The sequence below is a fragment of the Pseudoalteromonas sp. NZS100 genome (assembly GCF_015864815.1).
Lineage (GTDB): Bacteria > Pseudomonadota > Gammaproteobacteria > Enterobacterales > Alteromonadaceae > Pseudoalteromonas > Pseudoalteromonas distincta.
In genome coordinates this window covers 21840-44240 of record NZ_JADYWM010000008.1, presented here as the reverse complement: position 1 = coordinate 44240, position 22401 = coordinate 21840, and the positions used below count along the sequence as shown (strand labels likewise).

Genomic DNA, 22401 nt, shown 5'->3' with positions numbered 1-22401 from the left:
AGATGAATTAATTTATACCAGCTCGGTATTTTTGAACAAGTTAAAAATTTTCATGCTAGGATCTGATTTTATTAAATTAAGTAACTTACTCTCTATGCCTGCCAGTTTATGTTTAATTATTGCCACCTTTTTATGGGGCAGCTCTTTTATTGCGCTTAAATACGCCATTGCTATTTACGACCCTGCATTGGTGATATTTTTACGCATGCTCACCACGTTAGTTTTGTCACTTTGTTTATGGCGCTACGTTATTCGGTTTGAGTATTTAAAAGGTGACTGGAAGTATTTAGTGGGTATGTCGCTTGCTGAGCCTTGCTTATACTTTTTATTTGAAGGCCATGCAATGGAATACACGTCAGCCTCGCAGGCCGGTGTTATTGTCTCTTGCTTGCCTATTATTATTGCGTTGCTTGCCTTTGTATTACTTAAAGAGCATATAAGCAAAGCCATTGTTGTCGGTTTTACGCTGTGTATAGGCGGCAGTATTTTACTTACTCTTCTTTCACCAAGTACCGACCAAGCACCTAATCCGTTACTAGGTAACTTTTTAGAGCTTATGGCGATGGTGTGCGCTGCATTTTATACCGTAAGTATTAAACATTTAGCTAATCGCTACTCGCCCCTGACTTTAATTGCTTTGCAAGGTATTAGCGGCAGCTTGTTTTTTGCGCCGTTTTTATTTTTTATCGACCTACCAAGCGAAAACCAACACGACTTAACTGCGCTCATGAGCATCTTGTATTTAGGTTCGTGTGTAACCCTTGGCGGCTACGGCATGTACAACTATGCAATTAGCAAAGTATCGGTATTAACCGCCGCTGCGTACTCTAATTTAATTCCTATTTTTACACTTATTTTGTCAGCTATTATTTTGGGCGAAGTGCTCAACGTTTGGCAATGGCTGAGCATATTTGTAGTATTTATTGGCGTAATGGTAAGCCAGCGCCATCAAGAACTCGTGGTTGATATACCGCTTAGTGAATCAGGCGAAGACATTTGCGCAGATACAAGCAATCTTAAATCAGTACCCGAGGCAAGCGAATCAAAAGGGTAACAGGTAAGCAAATACAGCCCAGGTGTTTGTAAAAATGAGTTTTGGGATTGATGAATAACCTCAATCCCCGTTACCTTATAATTTTGAATCACCCCACTTTGCAGCTGCAAAGTAAACGCCTCTCCCACTTTGGCGTTTTGTAAAAATGCAAAGTGGGTGTCGTTATGCCCTGCTATTAGCGCGCCTTTTTCGTTCCCAAATTCTTTTCCGCCCAGCTCCCCTGCAGGTAAAAATTGGCTAGGCGCAAACGCTAAATTACGACCACTCGCTCCAGCCAATACACTTAATGTTTTATTATGGCTTGGCCAATCAAGCTTTGCAGTCACGTAGCTGTCGGCGTAATACCACGGTTTTACTTTAGTGTCGGGTGATTTAAGTGCCTCTTGCCATGCTTGCTCAATTAATATTTGAGCAAGCCACGCTTTTGCCTGCATATAAGCGCCGTGACCAAATAATCCAAGCCCAGCTATTAGTAAGCCCACGCTTAGCCACTTTTTCATTTACGTGCCCTGCTTAATTTAAGCCCTCTATTTATTTTAAGGGCGCTAAATCCCAATAATAAAATACAGCCTAGTAATATATGTAACCTGCTTTGCCCATCGGTTTGCGGTAAACGCATTGCCATACCTTGTGGTACTGCATTAGTAGCTTGCGCTGTTTGCTCTGCCACTTCTTTTATTTGAGTTTGTTCAATCGCTATAAAAGCAGTAAACGGGCTAAGTAATTGATGAGTAAGCGCAAGCTCCTGTACTTCCTCTTTAACTGTACTTTGCTCGTTGTATAAAAGTAATGACTTGATTTTTTGGCGCGCCCATAGTTTTGCAATGCCTTGAGCGTTTGAGTTATTTTGGGTGCTTAATTTAATACTTAAAGGACCTTGTGCTGTTTGCCCAGCAAGTACCAAATTTTTAGCATTATTAAGTTTTATAGCGACCATGATAGGCTCGCCAAAATATAAATCAGGTAGTGGTGATGGCCAAAAATCTAAGCTGTTACCGCTTTCATCGCTTAGCGCCAAGTTAGTAATAGCCGGATGTGCAAGCTTATCAAACAACTGCTGCATTTTAGGTTGCACCTCACTTGTGCTGCCTATAAACGTAAATGAGCCTTTGCCTATATCTGCCGCTCGGCGCATAAAAAAGCTATTCGGTGCGCTGCCAATACCCACTGTAAATAAGCGGCTATCGCCTAATTTACTTTGAATATTTTTAAATAATGCATCTTCATTACTTACGCTACCATCAGTTAAAAATACAACTTGGCGTACAAAACCATCAAACTGGCTGCCATCAAGTACGGCATTAAGCGCACCTTGTATTTCTGTGCCGCCGTCGGCCTCTAGGCTATAAATAAATCGCTCTGCACGGCGTAAATTAAAGTCACTGGCTATAAGTGGTTTATCGCTCATTGGAGTCACTATGTTGTCAAAACCAATAATGTTAAAGCTGTCGTCGCTATCAAGTAATGAAAGTGCATAAAACAACGCTTTTTTAGCTTGCTCCATAGATTGCCCATGCATAGAGCCTGACGTATCAACTACAAATACCATTTCGCGAGGTAAGCGCTGAGTTTGTGTAAAGTGATCCCCTGGTGGCATTAGCATAGCAAGCCCGTATCGGTCACCATTTTCAAACTGCTGAGTAAAAAATGCGGCTTGAGCTTGCTCTTTTTGCAGCGGTTTAAACTCCAGTACAAAGTCGCGATTAACTGCATTTGTCTCATTTAACGCTATTTTATATTGTCCAAACGCAGTGTTTTGCACATCAACATTGTGAAATTTAGAACTGATATCCACCAGCTCTAAGCCTACGTCTATATCTATGTTTAAGGTAAATTGGCTGCTTGGTACGTTATCATTTTGAGTGATGTTTTGAATGCTGTAAACAGGGCTTAACCATCCCGTTGGGAGCGGATTAACATGCGCTTGATTTTGAGTACTAACCTCAACCTCACCACTAATCGCGTGATAACGCGGTGTAATGGTAGTAGGAAACCTAATAGCGAATGTACCGCTGCTGTAATCAATTATTTCTTGATACTCAAGCTCAATAATCACTTGCTCACCAGGACCAATATTTGCCACATTCGTAATAAACATATTGGCGCGTTGCTGGCGTACAAGGGCCGCTTGCTTACCTGCTTTTTTAGCCTCCTCGTATTTTTTTTCGGCTTCCACTTTTTTATCAATTTGGCCTTTAATGACTCGCTCACCTATACGCATAGTCATGGCATGTACGGCGCTTTCATCAGGCAATGGAAAAACGTAGCGCGCGTTGACTGCAAACGGGTTTTCGTTTTGATAGGTTTGCGTAACTACAACATGATTAATTAGGCCGGTTAAGGTCATATTGGCGTCGCTTTTTAATATTATTGCGGGGCCTGCTGGCGCACCATTGCTATCAAAAAGTTCTAACTTGGGTGATTGCGCTTGGCTTTTAAAGCTCGCTAACAGCACAATCGCTATGAATATAAAAATGCTTACTTTAGTAAGCATTTTGGTTGGTTTACTCAACATAAAATCACTCCATCGAACGCTTTGTTTTAAATAGTTTTAGTTACTCGCCGTTTGGCCATTTACAGGGTTCATTGAGCGAGTGGTAAGCGTTACGCGTCTATCAAAAAAGTTATCTTCCACCGTGTTGCTGTTAGCCAATGTTTGCTGCTCGCCAAATGCCTGCGTACTTAAGCGTTTGTGGCTCACGCCGTGTTTTATTAAATAGCTTTGCACGGCATTTACACGCGCTTTAGAAAGTAAAAGGTTGGCTTGTTCATCGCCGCGTTGATCGGCAAAGCCACTTAAATCAAGTGCGAGTTGTGGTTGGTTGTTTAACAAGGTAACTAGTTGGTCTAACTGCAGTGCAAAATGCGGGGCAATAACACTTGAACCTGTTTTAAATTGCACCGTCATCGCCAATAAGTTATTAATTTGAACTTGAGTTAACTGCTCATTTTGATTGGCAAGCACTTCTAGCTGTTGCTCTAACATATTATTGTGGTTAAGCACGTGTTGGTAATCGCTAGTTTTTTCTTTCATAACCGTAATGGCACGCTCTTGCTCTGCAATTTTGTTATCTGCTACTTTTGAATCACCTATTAAACCACCGGCAAATGCCCCAATAAACGCACCTATTGGTCCGCCCACTACGCCGCCAATAATAGCGCCTGCACCTAGCCCAATAGCCGTTTCTTTATGGGCTTCTTTTGATGGCGTGTTAGATGTTGAGGCAATTGCTGGAGTACAAAAACTAGCAACGAGTGTTAACGCAATTAATGTCTTCTTCATGATTTGATCCTTAAACTTACTTTTTAATTTGTGATGTTTTGTTTTGATGGGTGTATTAAAACAAGCTCAAGTGGCAGCAAAGGGGATCAAAAATGGCAAACTGCTGAGCAATTGTGGCAAAAAAATGGCAATTGCCTTTTTAACCTTACTTAGCTTAAAAACTTCGATATAGTGCACAGCAGAGCCGATAGGATAATGATTAAAATGAAAAAAATAGCCATCGTTGAAGATGAACCCGCAATCCGCGAAAACTACACAGAAATGCTGAGCGCACAGGGCTACCAAGTAAGTGGCTTTGAAAATCGCGCCAGCGCTGAAGCTGAATTTAAAAATGCCCTGCCCGATTTAGCCATTGTTGATATTGGCCTAGGCCATGAAATAGATGGTGGTTTTTTACTGTGCCAAACATTGCGTTCGCTTTCTAAAACACTGCCTATTATTTTTTTAACCGCCCGCGATAGCGAAATAGATACTGTATGCGGCCTGCGCATGGGCGCCGACGACTACCTAACAAAAGACATAAGCTTGGCTCACTTAGCTGCACGTATTGGTGCGCTGTTTCGCCGAATGGAAGCACTTGAACAACCCGCTGATGCAAACGCACTCATAGCACGCGGGCACTTAACGCTCGACACGCAACGTATGCAGGTATTTTGGCAGCAACAATTAGTTGATTTAACCGTAACCGAATTTTGGATGCTGCATTCACTCGCCCAGCGACCAGGCCATGTTAAAAGCCGTAACGATTTAATGAGCGATGCAAAAATTTATGTAGACGACAGCACTATTACTTCACACGTAAAACGTATTCGTAAAAAGTTTATAGCACTCGATAGCACCTTTGATTGTATAGATACCGTGTACGGTATGGGCTATCGGTGGGAACAACACTAATGCTACGATTTGGTCTGCGCAGTAAATTTATATTACTTTCATGTTTTTTGTTTTTGCTGCCGTGGCTTGGCTACGAGTACGTATGGGAAATGGAAAAGTTTTTACGCCAAGGCCAAGAAAAAACCCTCGTAGGCACTACTCGCGCACTTGCCACTGCATTACATGAACGCCCTGCATTATTTGACGAACAAACCAACTTTTTAGACCAAGTAGTAAAAGGCCGCGATTTATACGCTTATAATCTTAAAAATCCTATTCAGCTCGACGGTAAACTTAACGATTGGGACAGCTACCAACCGCTATTTTGGCATTACGACAAGCGCTACTTACAAAAAACAGATAACAAACATCAAGCCCGTGACTTATCGTTTTATCATATGGTGGGAAAATTTGATAACTACTTATACGCCGTATTTAAAGTCACCGACAATACCCTTATTTATCGCGCTAAAAATAGCTTAAGTATTACCAATAACGATTATTTACAAATTGGCTTAAAAACACCTGACGGCCAATTTAATACCTATATAATTGCGCCACGCCAAGATGGCTGGGTTAATGCATTTGATGCAAATACCAAAGCCCCTTTTACAAAAATTCAGGGCTATTTTGAAAGTACCGAATCAGGTTATAACGTAGAGCTGCGCTTTCCTATTAGCATGCTAGGCAACAAACTTGGCTTTGCTATTGTTGACGTAGATAGTAAAAAGGCATTGTTAGAGCCTAAAATAATGTCGACCTCAAACTTAAGTAACCCAAACGATTTAGGCTCAGTATTAGTCCCTTCTCCAGAAATTAGCCGTATTTTAAAAGGCATGGGCCACAGTGGTAGCCGCATTTGGGTGGTCGATAACCATCATCGCGTACTTGCGCAATCGGGTACTATTCAAAATGCAGATGGCGTATGGGCTGATGGGCTTGCTAATAAAGCACCTGAAACTTGGTGGCAGCGCTTTGAGCAAAATTACTTACACCCTATTTACTATAAAATATTAACGCGCCCCGAAAATGAGTTTTTAGATACCCTGCACGATGTAGCCTCTATGCAGGGCACACATTTAGCGAAAGCATTAAAAGGACAACCAGCATCGTCTTGGCGATTAACACCCGACAGTAAAGCCGTTATTTTATCGGCCGCTTACCCTATTTGGATTCAAGACCAAGTAATTGGCGCGGTAATAGCAGAGGAAACCACAAACGGCGTACGTACGCTGCGTAACAAATCGCTCGAAAAACTCTTTAACGTTATTTTAGCTGTAATGCTAATTGGTACTGTCACCTTGTTCTTTTTTGCCTCACGTATATCAAACCGAATTAGGCGACTGCGCGATACAGCTGAACAAGCGATTGATGCACAAGGGCGTGTTACCGGCAGTATTAATTACAGCGACGCTAACGATGAAATTGGCGATCTGTCTCGTAGTTTTTCAAATATTGTAAGCCGACTTGGCGGCTATACCGATTACTTAGAGAATATGTCGTCGCGGTTATCCCACGAGCTGCGCACGCCAGTTGCTGTAGTGCGCTCATCCCTTGAAAACTTACAAAGCTTGCCACAAAACGAGCTGAGTCAAAAATACCTCGACCGCGCCAGTGAAGGCGTTGAACGCTTAGGTAAAATAATAACCACCATGAGCGAAGCCACCCGCCTTGAGCAAAGTATTCAAAGCAACGAGTCTGAGCCTTTTGATTTACAAAAAGTAATAAATGGCTGTATGCAAGGCTATCAGCTTACTTACCCAAACCAGTTATTTACGCTTGATGTATGCCAAAGCAAATTACCTATGCAAGGTGCACCGGAGTTTATAGCTCAGCTGCTTGATAAACTTATTAATAACGCGCTGGAGTTCAGCAAAGCCAATACGGCTATTAATGTAAGCCTTAGGCACACTGAAAATAAAGCAACATTAACAGTGAGAAACACAGGCCCTGCGTTACCCGAAGGATTAACTGAGCATATTTTTGATTCAATGGTGTCGGTACGTAGCCTGCAAATGCAGCAACAGCCACATTTGGGGTTAGGGCTTTATATTGTAAGGCTGGTGTGCGACTACCATAAAGGCAGTGTAACCGCGCAAAACAACGAACAAGGTGATGGTGTAGTATTTACCGTAACACTGCCGTTAGCTAATGGTTAGGGCTTTATTTGTACCGTTATATTTATAGCCACTGCATTATATGCAAATAGTAAGTACGTAATAAATTAAATTCAGCTGTATATTTTTAGTTAAAAAGAGTTACTTAAATTTATCTTAACCCCATATAAATTAACAAATAAACCCCTCTCATCCCTTAAAACCCGCCGGTTACAATTTAGTACAACTTCAAATGTAACTATTCACTTTTTATTCAGTCAAATGACCATACCCTACATCATATTAAAGTATTAAATTGAAGGAATACTCATGAAACCATCACTAGAGCGTGAAGAACTAGACTTTATTTTTGACTTATACAGGCCCTCTAAAAAGCCCAAGTCTGAAGAGGTAAAACCAAAAAACACCAATTACAAAGAGCTAAGAAAGCACGACACGACTAAAAACCAAGGCGTATCGCACTACTTAGTCTAATTTTATTACGCTTGGGACTTCTCATGTTCTAAAAATGCTTTAATGCAGTTTATTTCTGCAAGTTTTACTTCTTCGCCTATTTCAGGGCCTTTTTTGCCATTTTTAAGTGCATCTTGCACTACTTGTTTCTTATCCATTTTTTGCAGTTCAGTATGAATTGCTCGCAGCTTAGCTGCTTGCGGGTATGGCTTATCTACCAGTGTTTCACCACGCCCTTGTGCATCGCATTGGCATGCTTGGGTAAACGCTATAAAACGTTCTGGGTGTACCAACGCATTTAAGTTAGTCACTATTAGCTTGTGAATGGTTTGCGGCCTTAACTGATCAACTGTATGGCAAAGGGTGTGATTATCACTGGTGAGTACACCAACATCGCGAAAACGGTTAGGCACTTTTAAGCGCTCACAAAACGCCTCAATAACTGCAACGCCTTCGCGTTCATGCCCCCGTAGGTTTCCATATTTTTTAAAACTAAGCGCTTTTCCAAAATCATGGGTAAGTGCAGCAAAACGTGCTTCCAAGTTAAAATTTAAATCGGCTGCACGCCTAAGTACCAACATAGTATGAACAAATACATCCCCTTCAGGATGATGGTTTGCCGGTTGCGGTACATTAACCATGCGCTCAAGTTCTGGAAAAATACCCAAGCCTTGCAATGCTTCAAAATAAAGCTCAGGATGCTTTTCACCCAGTGCTTTTTCGGTTTCAAGCCACACGCGCTCAGGTACTAAATGATTGAGCTCACCTTTATTTTTAAGCTCGCGCATCAATTCATACGTACTTGGGTGAATACGCCAATCGCTGCCATAACGCGCTAAAAAACGGGCAATACGCAGTACTCGAACAGGGTCTTCTACAAATGCCTCAGTGGTGTGGCGCAGTGTTTTATTTTGTAAGTCAGTTTGGCCATTAAACGGGTCAATAATATTACCGTGTTCATCAAGCGCCATTGAATTTATGGTTAAATCGCGCCTTGCTAAATCTTCTTCTAGCGTAACGGTTGGGCTGGCATCAACCACAAAGCCAGTATAGCCTTTGCCACTTTTACGCTCTGTGCGTCCTAGTGCGTATTCTTCTTTTGTTTTTGGGTGTAAGTAAACCGGAAAGTCACTACCTATTGGCACAAAACCAAGCGATTCCATCGTTTTTGGTGTTTCCCCAATCACTACATAGTCGTTATCTTTTGATTTTATATTTAGCAGTTTGTCGCGCACTGCACCGCCAACGAGGTAAACTTGTTTTAAGTTACTTTTCACTTTATTCCCAATAACACTTGCCCAATTGTTTGACGCTAATCATATCATTAATTAAAAAATTCTGCGGTATTTGCCAAGCTTAAGTAAGCTCATTACAATGGCGCATTATTTTTAGCTATAGCCTCATAATTAATGAAAAACCATTCATCAAAAAAAGAACTCATGTTACTACCCATTTTATTAGTGGTTATTTTGATGTGTGTGGCGGGTCACTTTTTACTACAAGCAAATTTTCAAGACAGTAATGTGGTTGAATACATGTTGGCAGCACTGCCGTTTGCTATGTTTGGGTTGGTTATTGTGGCGTTTAAAATGGCGGCTAAAAGCGAAAAGGATGAACAAAACGAGCAGGACTCTTAATCCTACTCTGTTTTAGCTACTTATTATAATTTAAAGTATGTGATAGCCAAACCAGTCTGGCTTTATCGGCTGCGATATACCGCTGGGCGTGAGCTTAATGTTTAGCTGGCTGTCGAGTAAATCAATGGCAAAGCAATCGTCCACATCATGTAAATCATCTTTATGAATATGACTAAGCCCTGCGAGCAAATCGTTTTTAGCGCGCTCTTTAGCTTCATGGCTACTACTTGCAACATACAGTGCAAAGTCATGTTGCTCAGCCATGGAATCACTTCTGTAAGCGCCTAAATTTACAAAATAAAGTTGTTTATTTTGCTCCACATAGCTATCAACAACTTCTACTTTAAAGCCATCAATATGATTAATTGCCATGTAGCTATCCATGTGAACACTACTTCTGTCGCCTACCCATTGGCTTTTTAACTTTGAGTAGGTTTGCTCTATATTCTCCCCTACTACAAAGCGAATATCGTGCATTTCAATATGGCAACCTTGAATCCGGCCACCTAAATACACCATAAATAACTGCATGCTTTTCCTTAACCTAAATTATCAACATCAATATTATGCTTTTTAATCAACTTATAAAAATCTGAGCGATTGCGCTTGGCAAGCTTAGCGCCTTCAGCTACGTTACCACCTGCCATTTTTAAAGTGTTAATTACATAGTCGCGCTCAAACTCTTTTTTAGCGTCGTTTAGTGATAATGGTTCTACGTTTGTTTCGTTACTATTTAGCGCAGCTAACACTAAATGCTCTGAAATAACATCGCTCGGTGTTAATGCTACAACCTGCTCTACTACGTTTTGTAATTGGCGGATATTACCTGGCCAGTCGTAACGTACAAGCGCATGCATAGCATCGCTTGCAAAGTGTTTTTCAGTCTGGTTCATGCGCTTAGCAATGCTTGCACTAAAGTGCTGTGCTAATAAGCTTATATCTTCGCGGCGCTCACACAGTGGCGGTAATTTTAAATTAACTACGTTTAAGCGATAGTATAAATCTTCTCTAAATTGCTGGTTTAAAATAGCTTCAGGAAGATTTTTGTGTGTTGCCGATACAATACGTACATCAATTGCTATCTCTTCTTGAAAGCCTACTGGGCGAATTGTTTTTTCTTGTAATACGCGCAGTAGCTTAACCTGTAAGTTAAGCGGCATATCGCCTATTTCGTCTAAAAATAACGTGCCACCCTGTGCTTGTTGAAACAAACCTTGGTGATCTTTAATTGCACCCGTAAACGAGCCTTTTTTATGACCAAATAATTCAGACTCTAAAAGCTCCCCTGGTACAGCGCCGCAGTTAATTGCAACAAAAGGGCCACCGCTTACATGACTATGCTGATGAATCGCCTGTGCGAGTAACTCTTTACCAGTACCACTAGCCCCCGAAATAAGTACATTAACTTGCGTTGGCCCAAGTAGTTTTACTTGCTCTAACAAGTGCAGCATTGCACCACTGCGCGAAACTATATTACTTTTAGGTGCAGCTTCATCGGCGTTAACACCATGAATTTCTATCGCTTTAGCAAGGCTGTCAAATAGCTCATCTTTATCCACTGGTTTAGTTATAAATGCAAAAATGCCCTGCTTAGTTGCCTCTACTGCATCAGGAATTGAGCCGTGCGCTGTCATCATAATGACAGGTAATGCTGGGTAGCGGCTTTGCAGCTGACGATGCAGTGCCATACCATCCATTTCATCCATGCGTAAGTCGGTTATTACGGCGTCAAACACTTGGCTTTTAAGTATTTGTAGTGCGGTTAAGCCGCTTTCGCAGGTTGTCACTTCGTATCCTTTTGATTCGATACGAATAGCGAGCAGTTTTAATAAGCTAGCGTCGTCGTCTACGAGTAATACTTTTGCACCTTGTACTTTAGTTGCGGCCATCGTTACTGCTCCTTCGTTTCTTCTCGTAGTAAAAGTTGCTGCTCAATCGTTGCTAACGATGAGAGGGTTTCTTGCATTTTATTATTAAGTGCTTGCTGCTCTTTTTTAGCATTTATTTGCATAGTTACTTGCTGCTTTTGAAGCCATAAATATTGCTTTATGTCATCAGGCCAAAAGTAAGCAAGATCGAGCTTTAACAACTTAGTCATTACCGTATTTGGATCATCATTTATGTTTAAGCACATGAACTTAAAAAAGCGTTTAAGCTCGTTTTCGCCTGTAAAAACATCTTTGCTAGGTACCAATTTGAATCCACCACACTGATTAGCATGCCATGCAATAACCTGCTCTGCAGGAGGATAGCTTGGCTCAATTTTTGGTCTAGGCTTTGGACTAGGGTTACTGTTTTTGTCGTTCGTTTTTTTTGTATCGACCACAGGTGCAGGTGTAATTGACACACGCTCTTCTTGCCCATTATTAATTTCACAACCTGATATAACCATGCTGCTACTGAGCACACATAAAATAGCGATTAAACGCAAGCGCATGTTAATTAACTCCTAGATTTTTTGTTATGGGAATTTTAATTGAAAACCGGCAACCATGTGGCTCGTTATGCTCAACACTAAGTGTACCTCTTAGCTGTTCAACAGACTCTTTTACAATAGTTAAACCCAGTCCACTGCCTTGCAGCGTAACATTTTTACTGTGTTTACCTTGATAAAATGCGCTGAAAATTTGAGTTTTTTCTTGCTCTTTAATACCGCACCCTTTATCAAGTACAACGATACAAAGCTGGTTTTGCTCAAGCGCTAAATTAATAGTAACGCTTTGCTTATCCTCTGAAAATTTTAAGCCATTTGAAATAAGCTGAATTAAAATCATCTCAATAAGCTCACTAGGTAAAGCAAGCGGTTTGTTAGGTAAAGTATTTTGCCACTGCAGAGCTTGCTGACGCGCAGTTAAGCGATGCTCAAAATGGCTATTAATTTTATTAATAAGAAGACTAAATTCAACTTCGCTTAAGCTGTCTTTACTGGTGCGAATCGCATTATAACTCAGCAAACTGTCAATCATTGTACGAAGGCGCACCATAGATTGGCTAATGAGCTCAAGCACCGCTTTTTGCTCAGCGGTAATTGGGCCTACTATTTCATCAGTTAATAAGTCAGTGCCTTCGACCATTGAAGCAAGCGGCGTTTTTAGCTCATGAGTTACATGGCGTAAAAAAGTATCTTTTTGCTGCTCAAGCATATGAAGCTGCTCTTGTACCCATTGGAGTTTTTCTCCTAGCTCAACAAGCTCAGCTGAACCTTTCACAGATATTTTTTGCTGCCAATGCCCCTGCCCAAGCTTATCAATAACCGTAGTTAACCCTTTTAGCCGCCCACTTATGCGCCATAAAAAACCTCCCCCAACAATTAAAGTCAGTGGAATAAGTGCCACCAGCCAGTTTATAAATGACGCTTGCAGGCTTGTAAGCTCATTTTGGTTATTGGTAATTTGCGCTTCGTTTTTATCACGTAACCATAAAGTAAGCTCAGCAATTAAATCGCTCACTGGCACAAATAGCTCAGCTTGTTGTTGTTTTTGCTCAACGAGTTTTACATGCGCGGTTTGTAAGGTGGTATATAAGCGTTGCCATTGGTTGATATACTCTTTATTCGTGTTTACAAATTTGAGTTCATCAATGCTTTGTAGGGATGATTGCCATTTATCGACAATGAGCTTATCAAGCGATTCACTTTTTAATACCCAGTTTTGCCTAGTAGCGCGTTCAAGACTGTTAAGCTCTTGCTTTAAAGTGTTAAACGATTTGGTAACTTGGTAGTTGTTACTCACAATACTTTGAGTCACTGCTAATTGCTTATTAAGCGCATTTAAAAATACGATCACCACTATAGAAAGCGGCAGTAGCGAAAGCAGCATACTCATTGCAAATTGCCCAATTAAATTAGGCCGCCAGTTAAGCATTGCTTGGTATTTTTTAGCTATGGTTGCTGGCATTTCGTTTAGTCCTTTTAAGTTAAGCGTTCTATTATTAAGTGCTTACCTTATACACTAGCTGAACCAGCAATTATATTTAATACGATTAACAGCCAGCACTATAAAACAATGTGTCGCCAAATAGAGACAGCGTAACTCGTTGATTTTAATAAACTCCCTTTCAACCTCACTAAATAGTGTTGCAAAAGGCGCACAAAAATTACAATAAACTCAGTAAAAACTTCTCACTGGCTTAAAGCAAAAACAATAACCAACTGAAAAATAACAACAATTATTATTGGCACCATTTTTGTAATAGGAGTAATAACTTCAATCAATAAGGAAATAATTATGAACAAACGCATTTTAGTAATTTCATCATTACTGGCTTTAGGCTTTTTAGGCGCTAATGCACACGCAATGGACGTTCACGCGACTTTTAACGAACTTGATAAAGACAGTAACGGCACATTAAGTGAAGCCGAAGCAGGTGAAGATGCTGTGTTACACGAGAATTTTTCTCAAATTGATACTAATCAAGATGGGCAATTGTCGCTAGATGAATTCAAAAAATTTATTCAATAAACTCATTTAATAAGGAACGTGATTATGAAACAACTTATAGCCGCTTTTTCATTAATGTTTTTAGCAATTAGTGCCACCGTAATTGCATCGCCAACAAATGTGCGCTTTGCCCACTTAGATAAAGACATGGACGGACAAATATCAATTGCAGAAGCAAAGGAAGACAAGGAAGTAATGAGACAGTTTGCTGACTTAGATGAAGATGGTGATGAAAAAGTCTCAAAAAAAGAATTTGAAAGCTTTAAACCTTAATGAGTAATTACTGATTAAGCTTTACTTAAGCTTGTTATAGGTAAACTGGAATTAAAAGCATTTGCCATAATCCCTGAGGGAGTGTGTAAAAGGATTTAATGTTGGGAGTTAAATTACGGCAAGTGCTTTTTCCTTTTCCCTTTTTTTTATCCATAAACTTTAAATACATCTTTTGGAAGGAACACCATGAAGATACTTCCCCTTATTATAAGCATCTTAATACTATTAAGCTTTGATGCCGCTGCACTTGATGTAAAGCAACGCTTTGATCACCTCGATAGCGACAAAAGTGGCTATTTAACGCATGACGAACTTGATCCCCAACCACAACTATTAAACACATTTGTAAAATGGGACAAAAACCAAGATAACCAAATTTCGTTAATCGAATTTAAAAATTACCTTACCAATAACCTCTACTGAGTATTTTTCATGAAAAAAACAAGCTATATAGCGCTTTTTGCGTTTAGTATTTTTAGCACATTAGGCTTTGCTGCAAGCAACAATGTTGCAGAGCAATTTGAAAAACTTGATAGAAACCAGGATGGTTTTTTAACACGTTCAGAAACCGCTGTAGACCCCGCTTTGTGGTCTCGGTTTTCAAGCTACGATCAAGACAAAGACGGCAAGCTAACGCTAAGTGAATACAGTTTATACGCTAGTAAATAAACCCTTTCAAAAGCTAGATATTTTATGTTCTAGCTTTACTGCTTTTTTCTTCATCATAATTTGTCTCACATATTGGTATTATAAAGTTGGGTTTGCTAGTGTTAACGCACTAACAATAAAAAATAATGCCTTATGCCGCTCAAAAAAATAATCAAACCACTCATACTAGCCAGCCTTTGCGCTAGTTCTAGTTATACTCTTGCACAAACAAAAGTAATTTATAACGCCAATGGTTATACCCCTTTATATCAAGGTGAAGTACAGCAGTTTACTACCCTCGTTATTAAAAATGGCAAGGTAGTAAAACTAGGTAGCGATACACTTAAAGATAGCTACCCAGATGCCAAGCTAATTGACGCGCACGGTAATACCTTATTACCAGGCTTAATTGATGCTCATGGGCACGTTATTGGCCTTGGCGATAATTTATCGCAACTTGATGTACGCGGTGCAAAATCGGTTGATGAAGTAACGAATAAACTAAAAGTATTTGCCGATAACAAACAAGGTTGGATTATTGGGCGAGGTTGGAACCAAGAGCTTTGGGCTGATACACGCTTTCCTACAGCTAAAGATTTAGACAAAGTAGTGAGCGATCGACCTGTGGTTCTTTCGCGGGTTGATAGTCACGCCATTTGGGTTAATTCAAAAGCGCTCGAACTTGCTGGGATTAACGCCCAAACAAAAGCGCCTGAAGGCGGTGAGATAATTAAAGACGAATTTGGTAATCCTACGGGTATTTTTGTAGACAAAGCAGAATCGCTAATTACCCAGCATATGCCAGCCCCTTCTAAACAAGATATAAGTGACTCACTAGATGCAGCAGGTAAACATTTATTAAGTTTAGGCATTACCTCTACTCACGATGCAGGTATTGATAAAACCACATGGGAGGTTTACAAAGAGCGCGGCGACCTTGGTAATTTACCGCTACGTATTGTGGCAATGTTAAGTGGTGCAAGCCCTGATTTAGACACAATGTTAAAGGCAGGCCGATACCACGACAAAAATGACTTTATGGAAATTCGCAGTGTTAAAGTTTACGCCGATGGCGCATTGGGCTCTCGTGGTGCAGCACTTATTGAAGAATATGCAGACAGACCGGGTCACCATGGTTTAATGCTTGAAACACAAGAGAAACTCGAAGCACTCTTTACACAAAGCTTTAAAAGCGGCTTTAGCGCAAATACTCACGCCATTGGCGACAAAGCAAATAAAGTAGTACTTGATGCCTATCAAAATGTGTTTAAAAAAACGGGCGGTATATTACTGCGCAACCGAATAGAGCACGCCCAAATTGTAACCCCTGATGATATCCCTCGCTTTAAAGCGTTAAAAATAATCCCTTCAATGCAGCCGGTGCATGCCACTTCAGATATGCATATGGCAGAGCAGCGTTTAACTGAAAAACAACTAAGCGGCGCCTACGCGTGGCAAACATTTTTACAGCAAGGTTCGGTTGTTGCTGCGGGCTCTGATTACCCTGTAGAGCTTGCAAATCCATTTGATGGTTTGTATTCAGCCATTACACGCATGGACCATAACAAACTACCGGAAAACGGCTGGCGCGCAAGTGAAGTACTAAGCCGAGAAGATGCATTACGTGCATTTACTCTTGGTGGCGCCTATGCAGCTCATCAAGAATTTAAGGTGGGTAGTTTAGAAAAAGGTAAATGGGCCGACTTTATTTTAATTGATAAAGACTACTTTAAAGTGCCTGTTGACGAGATATACAAAACAAACGTACTGCAAACATGGGTAGCAGGAATAAAGCGATACGAAAAAACTAAGACAGAAAATACCACCGAAAAATAAAACTAAAAAAGGGTTAACGCAAGTTAACCCTTTTTGTTTGTGTAATAAAACATGTTTAGCTAAACATGTTTTTCACATCTTTTAGCATGTCGTTGTACTCATCACTTGTGAATAGCTGCATAGACGGTATAACGCCTTTGTCTATATACGTTTGCAGCGCTGCAGACTTATCAGAAACCTGTAATGTGCCCTCTAAAATAGCCCCTACTCGAATAAAATCCACGTAACTTACTTTTTCAGGTTTGTAACTTGGGTCAGCCCAGCTCTGAGCTACATCAACAAACTCTTTAGGGAATTCCCACGCTTGCATAATAGATGAGCCAACCTTTCCACTCAGCTTTTGAATTGCATGAGCCAAAAAGCTTGGATTAGCAAATACCTCTGGGTGGCGCTCAGCTTCAGTTAAAATTGGTAATACACCAATATTATAAACAAGTGCGGCGAGTGTAATAGAATCGCGGTTAAGTGACGTGTGCTTACTATTTTTTAAATAAAACTCCATGAGTGATATTGAATGGCTAGCAACAGTTAATGTTTTTTGCCATGCCTTACCCATGTAGCCTTTAATTAGCTCATTATTTGATACAAATAATTGTTCCATAGCCATAGCTGTAGCAATGTTTTTAATTTGACGTAATCCAATACGAGTCACTGCTTGTTGTAAATTAGATACTTTTACAGAACGTCCCATAATCGCACTATTAGCTACTTTTATCATACGAGCTGAAAGCGCTGGATCTTGTGAGATTACATCTGACATTTGGATTAAATTCACATCTGGGTTATCTGCAGCTTGGCGAACCTTAATCGCTACTTCAGGTAGCGTTGGTAAAACCAACGTATCGTTATTTATTCTATCGACTAGAATCGTTAATAAAGCGTTTTCTGTAGACATAAAGCTGCCATCCTTTTGTGTTCAGCCTGTAAAGTAACTGCAAACTCAGGCAGTTAATTTTCGTATTAGTAATATAATTAGTATTGTCTAACTTACCGATAAAGTTAAGAAAATTATAGAAGTTTATTTTTATTTATAATGCTTTACCGCTCATGCTTGCCTTACAACGCCAAATACTTGCTATTTACCATTTAGTTTTGCTTTAATGCACTCACAATAAGGAAGCGTTTGTACATACTTAATATTTTAACTAAAGCAGTACAAATTATTAAACTTACTTTTTAACAGGCAATATAATGATCTTAAATAAAATTAGCCAAGCAATTATGCTCTCTGGTGTTGTTTTTCTTAGCGCATGTTCTGAACAAGCGCCGTCTTCTACCGACAACACAGCCGTAGAGCTTGCTCAAAAAAGCAGTGCACAGTCAGGCCCTAAGCTTATTAATGCAGATAAACAACGTTTAGATATTTACACCGACTTTAGCTTACAAAGTGATTTATCGCACTTAAGCGATAATCAACGAGCAATGGTTGCAAAGCTTATTGACGCTTCAAAAATAATGGATGAGTTATTTTGGAAGCAAGCATTTGGTGAAAATAAAGATGCTTTTTTAGCAAAACTAAACGATGGAAAAGTACGTAAATTTGCTGATATTAACTATGGTCCATGGGATCGTTTAAATGGTGATGAAGCATTTTTATCCAGCTATAAAGAAAAACCTCTTGGCGCACAGTTTTACCCTGCTGATATAACCAAAGAAGAGTTGAACAATGCAGACGTTGAAGATAAAACAGGGCTTTATTCTGTAATTAAGCGTGATGAGCAAGGTAAGCTTTACAGCGTGCCTTATTCAAAAGAATACGCTGATGAGCTTGCAAAAGCCGCTGATATTTTACGTGAAGCAAGCAAACTTGCTGACGATAAAGAATTTGCTAACTATCTAAACTTGCGTGCCGATGCCCTACAAAAAGATGACTTTCAAGTATCTGACTTTGCTTGGATGGATATGAAAAATAACCCAGTAGATGTGGTTATTGGTCCAATTGAAACTTATGAAGATCAATTATTTGGTTACCGCGCAGCTTATGAATCTTACGTACTTATTAAAGATTTAAAATGGAGCGAACGCTTAGCTAAATTTGCAGCATTTTTACCTGAGCTTCAAAAAGGCTTACCTGTAGATGCTAAGTACAAACAAGAAGTACCAGGCTCTGACGCCGACCTAAATGCATATGATGTTGTTTACTACGCTGGACATTCAAACGCGGGTAGTAAAACAATTGCAATTAACTTACCAAACGATGAGCAAGTACAGCTAGAAAAAGGAACTCGTCGTCTGCAACTTAAAAACGCAATGCGTGCTAAATTTGATAAAATTTTAGTGCCAATTTCAGAGCAGTTAATTGTACCAGAGCAGCGTAAACACATTACTTTTGATGCATTTTTTGCCAATACGATGTTCCATGAAGTGGCTCACGGTTTAGGTATTAAAAATACAATCACAGGTAAAGGTACTGTTCGTCAATCACTACAAGAACACGCAAGTGCCCTTGAAGAAGGTAAAGCCGATATTTTAGGTCTATACATGATTGAACAGTTACTTAAAAAAGGCGAAATTACTGAAGGCACTATTGAAGATTATTACACGACCTTCATGGCTGGTATATTCCGCTCAGTTCGTTTTGGCGCATCAAGCGCGCATGGTAAAGCAAATATGATCCGCTTTAACTTTTTTGCTCAAGAAGGTGCTTTTTCTAAAAATGAAGAAGGCTTATACCGCGTTAATATGGAAAAAATGAGCATTGCAATGGCTAAGCTTTCTCGCTTAATTTTAACCTTACAAGGTGATGGCGATTACGAAAAAGTAGATCAACTAATTGCAACGCATGGCGACATTAAAGAAGAACTTGCTAAAGACTTAGAAAAACTAAGTAAAGCTAATATCCCTGTAGATGTAACATTTAAGCAAGGTAAGGAAATACTAGGGCTTAAATAAGTTTAGTTAAACTTAGTTAAACCCTAAAAAAGCGTTGCAGCTTATAACTGCAGCGCTTTTTTTAGCTCTGTGATTTGTAGATCTGTATAAGGCACTGCTGGGTGTTTACCCCATATTGGCGCAGGCCATGCAGCATCACTCGTAAAACGCGCAATATGATGAATATGCAACTGCGGCACCATATTACCTAAAGCCGCTATGTTTAATTTATCAGGTTTAAATACATCCATTAATAATTTACTTAGCTTGGCTGACTCTTTTAAATAAACAATTTGATCATCCTCAGATAAATCAATTATCTCTTTTAAGTTAGCCTGCCTAGGCACTAATACAAACCACGGATACAAGCTGTCGTTCAATAAAAGTACTTTACACAATGGCCAATCGGCAAGTTCTATACAGTCGCGTTTAAGTTCTGGCGCTAGTTTAAATTCAGGGTGAGTCATTGCTATGTCCTACTTTGTCTTTGATAATCGCCACTTTATAGCATTTAGTTGCAGTTGCACACGCTTGGCTTTACCATCAAAGCAATATTTATAATAAGCTAAGGCAACCTTGTGCTAAAAAAAATAAAACACCTCTCACTAGCTATACCGTTAATGGTTGGCGCTATTAGTGTTCAAGCAAAACCTTTATCGCTGGAGCGAATTTTTGACGATCCGAGCCTTTCTGGTAAATCACCTGTACAACTTAAATTTTCGCCTGACGGCAGCCGTGTAACTTACCTACAAGGCAAAAGCGATGACTACAACCGCTACGATTTATGGGAATACAATCTAAAAGATAACACCAACCGTGTGCTAGTTGATTCAGCAAAGTTATTTTCAGGCCCAGAAAACCTATCAGATGAAGAAAAAGCACGCCGCGAACGCCAACGTATTTTTGGTAAAGGCATACTTGAATACAAATGGTCTAAAGATGGCAAAGCACTTTTATTCCCACTCAATGGTGACCTTTATTATTACGATTTAGCCTCAGCTAAAAGTAAAAAACTAACCGACACTGAAGCATTTGAAACCGATGCACGCTTTTCACCTAAAGGTAACTACGTATCGTTTATTCGAGAGCAAAACCTTTATGCTTTAGAGCTTGAATCAGGTAAAGAGATTCAGCTTAGTAAAGATGGCGGCGGCGTAATTAAAAATGGTATGGCCGAATTTGTTGCTCAAGAAGAAATGAGCCGTATGACAGGTTACTGGTGGTCAGGTGATGAAACTAAAATTGCCTATACCCGCGTTGACGAAACCCCTGTAAAAGAAGCTATCCGTAACGAAATTTACGCTGACGAAGTTAAATTATTTAACCAGCGCTACCCGTTTACAGGTACCGATAACGTAAAAATCCAACTTGGTGTGGTTAAGTTAAACGACCAAAAAGTAGATTGGATTGATTTAGGTAAAGATGAAGACATTTACATTGCACGCGCTAAATGGCTAAAAGACGGCAATACACTGTCGTACCAATGGCAAAATCGCTCGCAACATAAATTAGAACTGCGTTTTTATAACAGCGAAACTAAAGCCCAAAAAGTAGCGCTGACCGAAAACAGCGAAACATGGATAAACCTACATTTTGATCTTGAGTTTTTAAAAGACAAAAAACACTTTGTATGGGCATCTGAGCGCGACGGCTTTAAACATTTATATCTGTATCGTACAAACGGTCAACTTGTTCGCCAAATTACCTCAGGTGACTGGGCTGTTGATAGCTTAAAAGGTATTGATGAGAAAAAAGGCATTGTTTACTTTGCCGGTCGAAAAGATACACCGCTTGAAAGCCATTTATACAGCGCGCCTTTATTTAAAAAAGGCGATTCTAAACGTATTACCGAAAAAGGTCAGTACCACAATGTTGTGCTAGCAAAAGACAACAAAACCTTTATCGATAATAGCTCGTCTGATAATAAACCAAACTCAGCAGCGCTTCGTAAAGTAAACGGCGAATTCATTACCTGGCTTGAAGAAAATAAGCTTGATAGTAACCATCCGCTTACCCCTTATTTAAGCGACTTAGCAAAACCAGAATACGGCACAATTAAAGCCGATGATGGTCAAGTTATGCATTACCGTTTATTTAAGCCTAGCAACATTGCTGATGGCAAAAAGCACCCTGTTATTGTTAACGTATACGGCGGCCCGCATGCTCAACGAGTGACGAATAGCTGGCGCAGTAAAAACTTGTACTTTCAGTACATGGCGCAACAAGGTTATGTAATTTTTCAACTGGATAACCGTGGTTCGTACAACCGTGGTAAAAAGTTTGAAGATGCTATTTATAAACATTTAGGTGTGGTTGAAGTTGCCGATCAAATTAAAGGCGTAGAGTTTTTACGTACACTGGATTACGTTGACCCACAACGCATCGGTGTTTATGGCCACAGCTACGGCGGCTACATGGCGCTTATGACAATGTTTAAAGCGGGCGATTACTTTCAAGCCGGCGTATCGGGTGCTCCTGTAACCGATTGGGCTCTATACGATACGCATTACACAGAGCGTTATTTAGGTCACCCCGATACAAATGCTAAAGGCTATGAAGACAGCGCAGTATTTCCATATGCAGATGGCTTAAAAGGTCCGTTAATGATTTACCATGGAATGGCTGATGACAACGTATTGTTTACGCATTCAACTAAGTTGTTTAAACAACTGCAAGATAACGAAAAACAGTTTGAAATGATGACCTACCCAGGCTCTAAGCACAGTCTACGTGGTAAACAAGTGCAAACACACTTACATCAAACAATTACAAACTTCTTTAATCGCCATTTTGACGTTAAATAAGCAAGTAAAGTAATAACAGACTAAAGGCTGATTGATAAATCAGCCTTTTTTTTGCATTAATAGGCGTTAAGCCTAGATTAAACTCTTTTTTTAGCTACGCTTATTCTATGCGC

22 protein-coding genes are annotated in these 22401 nt (G+C 39.9%); 12 read left to right on the top strand and 10 right to left on the bottom strand.

The window, feature by feature from the left end; genetic code table 11:
- Positions 1–94 precede the first annotated feature (94 nt).
- On the top strand, positions 95–1054 hold the full coding sequence (locus tag I6E69_RS10235) for a DMT family transporter (RefSeq protein WP_024597327.1): 960 nt from the start codon (positions 95–97) through the stop codon (positions 1052–1054).
- On the opposite strand, the gene I6E69_RS10230 is transcribed toward I6E69_RS10235, so the two are convergent.
- From I6E69_RS10230 to pdsO, 3 genes are read right to left on the bottom strand one after another with little or no spacing between them, the layout of a single operon-like run.
- Complete coding sequence (locus I6E69_RS10230; protein ID WP_197121199.1) at positions 949–1554, bottom strand: class GN sortase; 606 nt, start codon at positions 1552–1554, stop codon at positions 949–951. The genes I6E69_RS10235 and I6E69_RS10230 overlap by 106 nt on opposite strands.
- Entirely contained in the window at positions 1551–3569 is a 2019-nt protein-coding gene (locus I6E69_RS10225; RefSeq protein WP_197121198.1) for a marine proteobacterial sortase target protein, read from the bottom strand. The genes I6E69_RS10230 and I6E69_RS10225 overlap by 4 nt, the downstream gene beginning before the upstream one ends.
- Before the next feature lie 36 nt (positions 3570–3605).
- On the bottom strand, positions 3606–4337 hold the full coding sequence (gene pdsO, locus I6E69_RS10220) for a sortase-associated OmpA-like protein PdsO (RefSeq protein WP_007377011.1): 732 nt from the start codon (positions 4335–4337) through the stop codon (positions 3606–3608).
- Between the two features lie 204 nt (positions 4338–4541).
- On the opposite strand from pdsO, the gene pdsR reads away from it, so the two are divergent.
- From pdsR to I6E69_RS10205, 3 genes are all read left to right on the top strand, one after another.
- A complete protein-coding gene (pdsR, locus tag I6E69_RS10215) occupies positions 4542–5231 on the top strand; it encodes a proteobacterial dedicated sortase system response regulator (RefSeq protein ID WP_197121197.1) in 690 nt (229 codons plus the stop codon).
- Positions 5231–7369 (top strand): proteobacterial dedicated sortase system histidine kinase, encoded by a 2139-nt coding sequence (gene pdsS / locus I6E69_RS10210; RefSeq protein ID WP_197121196.1) that lies wholly within the window; start codon positions 5231–5233, stop codon positions 7367–7369. The genes pdsR and pdsS overlap by 1 nt, the downstream gene beginning before the upstream one ends.
- 267 nt (positions 7370–7636) lie before the next feature.
- A complete protein-coding gene (locus tag I6E69_RS10205) occupies positions 7637–7801 on the top strand; it encodes a hypothetical protein (protein ID WP_197121195.1) in 165 nt (54 codons plus the stop codon).
- A gap of 5 nt (positions 7802–7806) precedes the next feature.
- On the opposite strand, the gene I6E69_RS10200 is transcribed toward I6E69_RS10205, so the two are convergent.
- Complete coding sequence (locus tag I6E69_RS10200; protein ID WP_197121194.1) at positions 7807–9057, bottom strand: multifunctional CCA addition/repair protein; 1251 nt, start codon at positions 9055–9057, stop codon at positions 7807–7809.
- Positions 9058–9189: 132 nt separating this feature from the next.
- On the opposite strand from I6E69_RS10200, the gene I6E69_RS10195 reads away from it, so the two are divergent.
- Positions 9190–9417: a hypothetical protein gene (locus I6E69_RS10195; protein WP_007581571.1), complete on the top strand. Its 228-nt coding sequence runs from the start codon at positions 9190–9192 to the stop codon at positions 9415–9417.
- A gap of 30 nt (positions 9418–9447) precedes the next feature.
- On the opposite strand, the gene I6E69_RS10190 is transcribed toward I6E69_RS10195, so the two are convergent.
- Genes I6E69_RS10190 through I6E69_RS10175 form a run of 4 tightly spaced genes read right to left on the bottom strand, consistent with a single transcriptional unit; the run spans position 9448 to position 13313 of the window.
- On the bottom strand, positions 9448–9948 hold the full coding sequence (locus I6E69_RS10190) for a DUF1543 domain-containing protein (RefSeq protein ID WP_002961636.1): 501 nt from the start codon (positions 9946–9948) through the stop codon (positions 9448–9450).
- A gap of 8 nt (positions 9949–9956) precedes the next feature.
- A complete protein-coding gene (locus I6E69_RS10185; RefSeq protein ID WP_197121193.1) occupies positions 9957–11306 on the bottom strand; it encodes a sigma 54-interacting transcriptional regulator in 1350 nt (449 codons plus the stop codon).
- Positions 11307–11308: 2 nt separating this feature from the next.
- The gene (locus I6E69_RS10180) at positions 11309–11854 is read right to left on the bottom strand and encodes a hypothetical protein (RefSeq protein ID WP_197121192.1); all 546 of its coding nucleotides are present in this window, start codon (positions 11852–11854) and stop codon (positions 11309–11311) included.
- A 1-nt stretch (position 11855) separates the two neighbouring features.
- Positions 11856–13313 carry a sensor histidine kinase KdpD gene (locus tag I6E69_RS10175; protein WP_197121191.1) on the bottom strand — a complete coding sequence of 486 codons (1458 nt, stop codon included), beginning with the start codon at positions 13311–13313 and terminating at the stop codon, positions 11856–11858.
- Between the two features lie 330 nt (positions 13314–13643).
- On the opposite strand from I6E69_RS10175, the gene I6E69_RS10170 reads away from it, so the two are divergent.
- From I6E69_RS10170 to I6E69_RS10150, 5 genes are all read left to right on the top strand, one after another.
- Positions 13644–13877, top strand: a complete 234-nt coding sequence (locus tag I6E69_RS10170; protein ID WP_002961641.1) for an EF-hand domain-containing protein — start codon at positions 13644–13646, stop codon at positions 13875–13877.
- Between the two features lie 24 nt (positions 13878–13901).
- Complete coding sequence (locus I6E69_RS10165; protein WP_024597597.1) at positions 13902–14129, top strand: hypothetical protein; 228 nt, start codon at positions 13902–13904, stop codon at positions 14127–14129.
- A gap of 186 nt (positions 14130–14315) precedes the next feature.
- Positions 14316–14552, top strand: coding sequence for an EF-hand domain-containing protein (locus tag I6E69_RS10160; RefSeq protein WP_197121190.1), 237 nt, complete (start codon positions 14316–14318; stop codon positions 14550–14552).
- A gap of 9 nt (positions 14553–14561) precedes the next feature.
- Complete coding sequence (locus tag I6E69_RS10155) at positions 14562–14798, top strand: calcium-binding protein (RefSeq protein ID WP_002961647.1); 237 nt, start codon at positions 14562–14564, stop codon at positions 14796–14798.
- 132 nt (positions 14799–14930) lie between these two features.
- Positions 14931–16613 carry an amidohydrolase gene (locus I6E69_RS10150; protein ID WP_197121189.1) on the top strand — a complete coding sequence of 561 codons (1683 nt, stop codon included), beginning with the start codon at positions 14931–14933 and terminating at the stop codon, positions 16611–16613.
- 55 nt (positions 16614–16668) lie between these two features.
- Here I6E69_RS10150 and I6E69_RS10145 read toward each other — a convergent pair whose 3' ends face one another.
- Positions 16669–17508: an HDOD domain-containing protein gene (locus tag I6E69_RS10145; RefSeq protein WP_039485043.1), complete on the bottom strand. Its 840-nt coding sequence runs from the start codon at positions 17506–17508 to the stop codon at positions 16669–16671.
- A gap of 296 nt (positions 17509–17804) precedes the next feature.
- Here I6E69_RS10145 and I6E69_RS10140 point away from each other — a divergent pair, with 296 nt between their 5' ends.
- A complete protein-coding gene (locus I6E69_RS10140; protein WP_197121188.1) occupies positions 17805–19505 on the top strand; it encodes a Zn-dependent hydrolase in 1701 nt (566 codons plus the stop codon).
- Positions 19506–19546: 41 nt separating this feature from the next.
- Here I6E69_RS10140 and I6E69_RS10135 read toward each other — a convergent pair whose 3' ends face one another.
- Entirely contained in the window at positions 19547–19951 is a 405-nt protein-coding gene (locus I6E69_RS10135) for an HIT domain-containing protein (protein ID WP_165743397.1), read from the bottom strand.
- Between the two features lie 111 nt (positions 19952–20062).
- On the opposite strand from I6E69_RS10135, the gene I6E69_RS10130 reads away from it, so the two are divergent.
- Positions 20063–22288, top strand: coding sequence for a S9 family peptidase (locus I6E69_RS10130; protein WP_197121187.1), 2226 nt, complete (start codon positions 20063–20065; stop codon positions 22286–22288).
- Positions 22289–22401 lie beyond the last annotated feature (113 nt).